The sequence below is a fragment of the Chitinophaga sp. genome, assembly GCF_036566945.1.
Taxonomy (GTDB): Bacteria; Bacteroidota; Bacteroidia; order Chitinophagales; family Chitinophagaceae; genus Chitinophaga.
Genome location: NZ_DATCVJ010000527.1, coordinates 1 through 5278, shown reverse-complemented (window position 1 = coordinate 5278; position 5278 = coordinate 1). Strand labels below are relative to the sequence as shown.

Here is a 5278-nt window from a genome sequence, read left to right as displayed (position 1 = left end):
TGGTAAAAAAAACTACCTCGATTTCTATAGTGGTCAAATTGTGTTTGATACCCTGCGCAGTAATGGAAAAGAGCAGGTCACTATTTCTACCGATGTAGATCAGTACCTCCTGCTGGGCGACTACGCCAGTAAAAAAACAATCCGCCTGCTGTTCATGGGGTCATCTTCTTTTCTCGAAGAGGCAGCCTGGATATCGGATAGCACGTTTATATTGGTTGGCACTACAAACGAACAAAATTATTTCGTGCCCTTCATCTATATCGGCGATCTTAAAAAGCGACAATTTTATTGCTATCTCCCGGATAATAAAAATATAAAACGGGATACTATTTATCATTCGCCTAAGTGGAAACTATTGAAGGGAGTTAACATGTAAACACATCTCTAACTGGCAGTAATAAAACGAAAGAAGGCACCGGAAACCCAATGCCTTCTTCCTGTTTGGTCCATATGACAAGGCATCAGCACAAGCACTGATGCCCCTATTTTAAAAGTTATACTGTGCAGTAGCCGCCAGTACCGGACCGCTCGAAGTTCCCTCTTTCTTTAACTGACCATCTACATAAATCTGTACTTTCAGTGTGGAGGTATTGGATGTACCGATGCCGTCGATCGTGATACCAGCGTTAATAGCAGATGCCGGAACATTGATTTCAGGACTGGTCCAGGTGTTACCACTAAGACCACTATTGCTGGTAAGCTGCGTGTCATATCCGTAAACTACCACATTTAAATCCACTCCTGTAGAGCCAACGGCTTTAAATACCACTTTGTGGGAGGTTTTTCCGGGTGCGTTATCATTATCGTCTTTTTTACAGGCGCTAAATAATGTCGCCAACAACAACGCGGGGATCAAAATTTTTTTAAGTAATTTCATAATTGTGTATTGATAGCATGCCTACTCTATTTGATGCTACAGTTTTCGGCTTCCCTGTTTTTCTGATATGAATATGGCTAACATTCAACAGTACAGGCACAAAATTAAAACCAACACCCACGCCAGACAATACCGGTAAACCCGGTTTTATGACTACCTGTTTCCAGGTATTTTTTGCAAAGGGTACGATGTATCCGCAATAGTTATTATTTTTCCGGTATGAGAAGACTGTTTTTCCTTCTATTCTTATTGATAGCAAATAACTGGTGCCTGGGTCAAATACATGTAAGTGGGACGTCGCCCACCGACAGCCTGGAAAAAGTATTATTGCAAGACGGCTCCGATAGTATGCGGGCCAGGGCCAGTTTTGCATTGGCCGATTTCTGGGCGGCAAAAGATACCATCAAAGCCATGAAGTTCCTGCAGGAAGGCGCCCCCTATAGTAAAAAGCAACCCTACTTGCAGGCACTCTATTACTACTATGAAGGTCATCTGCTGGCTAAAAATCATCCGGACGAAAGCCAGGAAAAATACATGCTGGCGGATACCCTGTTGAGCCGCTTCAAAACAAAGGAATCCTATCTGTTCCGGGCTAAAGCCTGGTATGAATACGGAAGAATACAACAACAGAAAGACAATTACAAAGCATTTGCAGATATTATACTGAACAAGTCTATTCCCTTTGCCCGGCAATCCGGCAACCAGATATTGCTGGGAAAAAACTACCTGGGACTGGCTATTATATTTAAAAATGCAGGCCAATTCGATAAGGCTGAAACTTATTGTCTACAGGCTATTGAGGTATTAAAAACAGTGCATCCTTCTCCGACGGAACTGATGGATGCCTGGCATACCATCGCCGAAAATTATTCCCTATCCGGAAAAAATGCAAATGCCCGGGCGGCCCTGGATAGCATGTATCCTTTACTGGCGGCCCATCCCGACTCAGAATATTACCTCGACTACTACGCTGCAGAAGGAATGTATTTTACAGTAGAAGGAAAGTTTAAAAATGCCCTGGCCAGTTTGGACAAAGGTGTTGCGCTCGCGAAAAAACTTGGGCTGGACTATGAAGAGCAACGGCTGCTGCTGCAAAAATTTTATGCCTACTATAATGATAAAAGTTATATCCCCGCCAAAGAGGTATTAACGTACCTGATGAAGCAGCCGGTGATGATGTCTATGGCTACTAACCGGCTACAGCTGTACTACGGCATGGCAGCCACTTACGAAGGACTGAAACAATGGGCGCCGGCTTATGAATGGATGAAACGTTATAGTGAACTCAGTGACAGCGTGTCGCAAAGTCAGTTGAAAAACGATGTGCATGCCCTCGAAATAAAATTCAGGGATGCAGAGAAACAAAAAGAAATCAATTCGCTGAAAGACCGGCAGATACAGGAATCGCTGGCCGCGAAAAATAGCCGGCTGGTGGCCTGGCTGCTGGGATCTGCCAGTATTTTCTTACTGGTGGTACTGATATTTGCCCTCGTTATTTACCGGAGCAATAAAAAGCTGCTGGTGCAAAAAGAACAGAGCTATCAGCAACACCTGCACGAAATAGAACAACAGCAGCAATTGCAATTCAGTCAGGCAGTATTGCAGGGAGAAGAACAGGAACGCCGGCGGCTGGCACGTGACCTGCATGATGGACTGGGCGGCATGTTAGCGGGCGCCAAAATAAATTTGTCCGCACAAATTGAAGACACTTACTCCCCTGATCAACGGACTGAACTCGAAAAGATTACCCTGCAACTCGATAACTCCGTTACAGAACTGCGCCGCATTGCGCATAACATGATGCCGGTCAACCTGCTTAAATTCGGGTTAACCACTGCGCTAAAAGATCTTTGTGAATCATTAATGAGTGATACCACACATATTGATTTCCAGGCATTGGATATTGAAGATACCCTTCGGGAAGAAGTACAAATCCATATTTACCGCATTGTACAGGAACTACTATCCAATGCTGTTCGCCATGCACAGGCCAGTAATATCATATTGCAATGCAGCCAGAACGACGGCCTGTTTTTTATCACCCAGGAAGATGATGGTAAAGGCTTCGATCAGGATATCCCGGCAAAAGGTATTGGCCTGAGCAATATCAAAAATCGGGTAGGTTTTCTGAAAGGGAAAATTGAAATAGATTCCGTGCCCAACGAAGGAACCACCATAAATATAGAACTACATGTTAACTAAAAATACCGCCATCGCTATCGTAGATGACCACCCTATTGTGCTGGAGGGCCTGCAAAGACTCCTGGCAAATGTAAATGGCATCACTATTACGGGCAGCTTTACTACCGGAACCGATTTTATTTCCTTCTTACAGGAAAATAAAGTAGATCTGCTGTTACTCGATATTACCCTGCCGGATGTAAACGGCATAGAGCTCTGCAAAACTATTAAGGAGATGTCGCCCGCCACGCATGTGCTGGCGCTGAGTAACCATTCCGAGCGCAGCATGATCCTACAAATGATTCAGAACGGCGCCACCGGCTACTTACTCAAAAACATTTCCTCGGAAGAATTAATCGCCTGCATCCGGGAAGCTATGAGCGGCCTGATCACCTTCAGCAAAGCCGTCAGGGAAATTATGGCACGCCCTTCCGTGGGCGAACTAAAAAGCACGCCGCAACTCACAAAAAGAGAAAAGGAAATACTACATTTAATAGCAGATGGTAAAACAACGCCAGACATCGCACAACAACTTAATCTGAGTCCGCTGACCATAGAAACGCATCGGAAAAATCTGATCCAGAAATTTCAGGTAAGAAATGTGGCGGCATTGATAAATGTGGCGAGTCAGCAAGGGTTGTTGTAAGCGCTGCCTTTGTTGTATCGGGACTGGTGCGTATGGAAGCTGCTTTTACGAATTGCTTTTGTTTGCCCGCAATTCTTTAGCGGAAAACGCTTTTGTTTCCCAATCTTTTTTTATCCGGAGCAACAATATGAAGTAAGGAATTTTCACTACACACCAGAAAATACTTATCATCTCTGAAATAAAATCTGTATCGGGGATTAATAAAGTGATGAGAGAGTAGATGTCAATTAAAAAAGAAATCCCAAGGACAGTTACTGCGAAAAGAATACCCCATTTCTTTTCGAGCAATATAAAAAGACTGGATAGAAAGAGTATAGTGGAAAAAAGCAATCCACTGAAACTTGATAAGGTGTTATCTTTTTTTACCAATTCCCAAAAGTGTACTAAGGCGTAGCACGACGAGAGTAATGCAAAAACAGATGTTATCAGAAAAACCCACACATATATTTTCAACCCCAGTCCCATATGGTCCCGGCGACGTATAGATGTTTCCTCGATAAATTCATTATCAAAAATAGTAGATGAGTTTTGTTCCATAGATAAGTAAAATAGGTAGATAAAAATAGCATAGCCTTTACCGTTAGCCGGTATAGAAAGGCCGCCGCCATCTAAACAAGCAAGCGGCTTTGCCGTATTTTCAACGCATTAATTCAACACATAAAAAGCCAGTACCTTCTGCACATCATACACGTTCACGGATTTATTAAACTGCTTCTTTATGCTGGGTACGGCCTCGCTGGAAATCCAGATCTTCAGTTCCGCATCCAGGTCAAAAGTACCGGCTGTTTCCACACTAAAGCGGGATATGCTTTTATAGGTAATACTGCGGTATTCTGTTTTACTACCGGTAATCCCTTGTTTATCGATCAGGATTAACCGTTTATTCGTAAAAATAAAAGTATCCCTGATCAATTTAAAACCAAGTTCAATGGTTTCGTTATCGATCAATAGTTTACCGTAATCTGTCATTAATTGCTCCTGGCTCACTTCGCCCGCGTTGCCCAACAGGCCCGAAAAGAATCCCATAGTATAAGGTTAAGTTTAAAATGCTACTGCCGCAAAGCTATGAAATATGTTGATTTTTGTAGTCTGAAAAATGAAGTTATCCAGTACCTATTCCAATATCAATTTGATCTCATTATTCCTGCGCATATCTGTACTCAGGTTGAACGTTTTAGATTTGCGGCCATAGCGGATCCGCAGTTCAGCGGTATTGGGCGGAATAGCGCCCAGATTATCGGCGGTAAATAGTAAAATGTTTTCTCCCGGTTGCAAGTGGATCCGGATTTCCTGCATCGCTGTCTTCACAGGGAAGCCGGTAGTGATCCATTGGCCGTTGAGCGACAGGGAAATGCTGTCGCCGTCCTGCACCTTGGTATCTCTCAGTTCCAGTATAATATCGGCGGTGTTGACGGGGATACTGGCTACCGGAATATTTTCCCGCTGTGTAACGGTGCTATTGTTCTGAGTGCTTGTATCCTGCCCCCTGGCAGGATGATAGATATTGGCCACCAGGAAAGTAGCATATGCATTGGAGCGGTTGCTGAAATTAAAATTATATGGTTTGTTGTCGA

The 5278-nt window shown here is 43.5% G+C and carries 7 protein-coding genes; 3 read left to right on the top strand and 4 right to left on the bottom strand.

Going from position 1 to position 5278, the window contains the following annotated elements:
• Positions 1-376, top strand: a 376-nt coding sequence (locus tag VIP81_RS16080; RefSeq protein WP_331962812.1) for a hypothetical protein, incomplete at its 5' end; no start/stop codon positions are given.
• Between the two features lie 111 nt (positions 377-487).
• Here VIP81_RS16080 and VIP81_RS16075 read toward each other — a convergent pair.
• Positions 488-877, bottom strand: a complete 390-nt coding sequence (locus tag VIP81_RS16075; protein ID WP_331962809.1) for a hypothetical protein — start codon at positions 875-877, stop codon at positions 488-490.
• A gap of 219 nt (positions 878-1096) precedes the next feature.
• Here VIP81_RS16075 and VIP81_RS16070 point away from each other — a divergent pair, with 219 nt between their 5' ends.
• Positions 1097-3079: a sensor histidine kinase gene (locus VIP81_RS16070; protein WP_331962806.1), complete on the top strand. Its 1983-nt coding sequence runs from the start codon at positions 1097-1099 to the stop codon at positions 3077-3079.
• Positions 3069-3704 carry a response regulator transcription factor gene (locus tag VIP81_RS16065; RefSeq protein ID WP_331962803.1) on the top strand — a complete coding sequence of 212 codons (636 nt, stop codon included), beginning with the start codon at positions 3069-3071 and terminating at the stop codon, positions 3702-3704. The genes VIP81_RS16070 and VIP81_RS16065 overlap by 11 nt, the downstream gene beginning before the upstream one ends.
• A gap of 45 nt (positions 3705-3749) precedes the next feature.
• On the opposite strand, the gene VIP81_RS16060 is transcribed toward VIP81_RS16065, so the two are convergent.
• The 3 genes from VIP81_RS16060 to VIP81_RS16050 form a co-directional block, all read right to left on the bottom strand.
• Positions 3750-4241, bottom strand: coding sequence for a hypothetical protein (locus VIP81_RS16060; protein ID WP_331962800.1), 492 nt, complete (start codon positions 4239-4241; stop codon positions 3750-3752).
• Between the two features lie 108 nt (positions 4242-4349).
• Positions 4350-4730 (bottom strand): PH domain-containing protein, encoded by a 381-nt coding sequence (locus VIP81_RS16055; protein WP_331962797.1) that lies wholly within the window; start codon positions 4728-4730, stop codon positions 4350-4352.
• A gap of 87 nt (positions 4731-4817) precedes the next feature.
• Positions 4818-5278 (bottom strand): hypothetical protein (locus VIP81_RS16050; protein WP_331962794.1); only part of this gene is annotated, 461 nt, incomplete at its 5' end.

Excerpts from the sequence above, each read along its gene's own strand:
- VIP81_RS16075 (WP_331962809.1), bottom strand. The coding sequence starts at position 877 with ATGAAATTACTTAAAAAAATTTTGATCCCCGCGTTGTTGTTGGCGACA.
- VIP81_RS16070 (WP_331962806.1), top strand. The coding sequence starts at position 1,097 with ATGAGAAGACTGTTTTTCCTTCTATTCTTATTGATAGCAAATAACTGG.
- VIP81_RS16065 (WP_331962803.1), top strand. The coding sequence starts at position 3,069 with ATGTTAACTAAAAATACCGCCATCGCTATCGTAGATGACCACCCTATT.
- VIP81_RS16060 (WP_331962800.1), bottom strand. The coding sequence starts at position 4,241 with ATGGAACAAAACTCATCTACTATTTTTGATAATGAATTTATCGAGGAA.
- VIP81_RS16055 (WP_331962797.1), bottom strand. The coding sequence starts at position 4,730 with ATGGGATTCTTTTCGGGCCTGTTGGGCAACGCGGGCGAAGTGAGCCAG.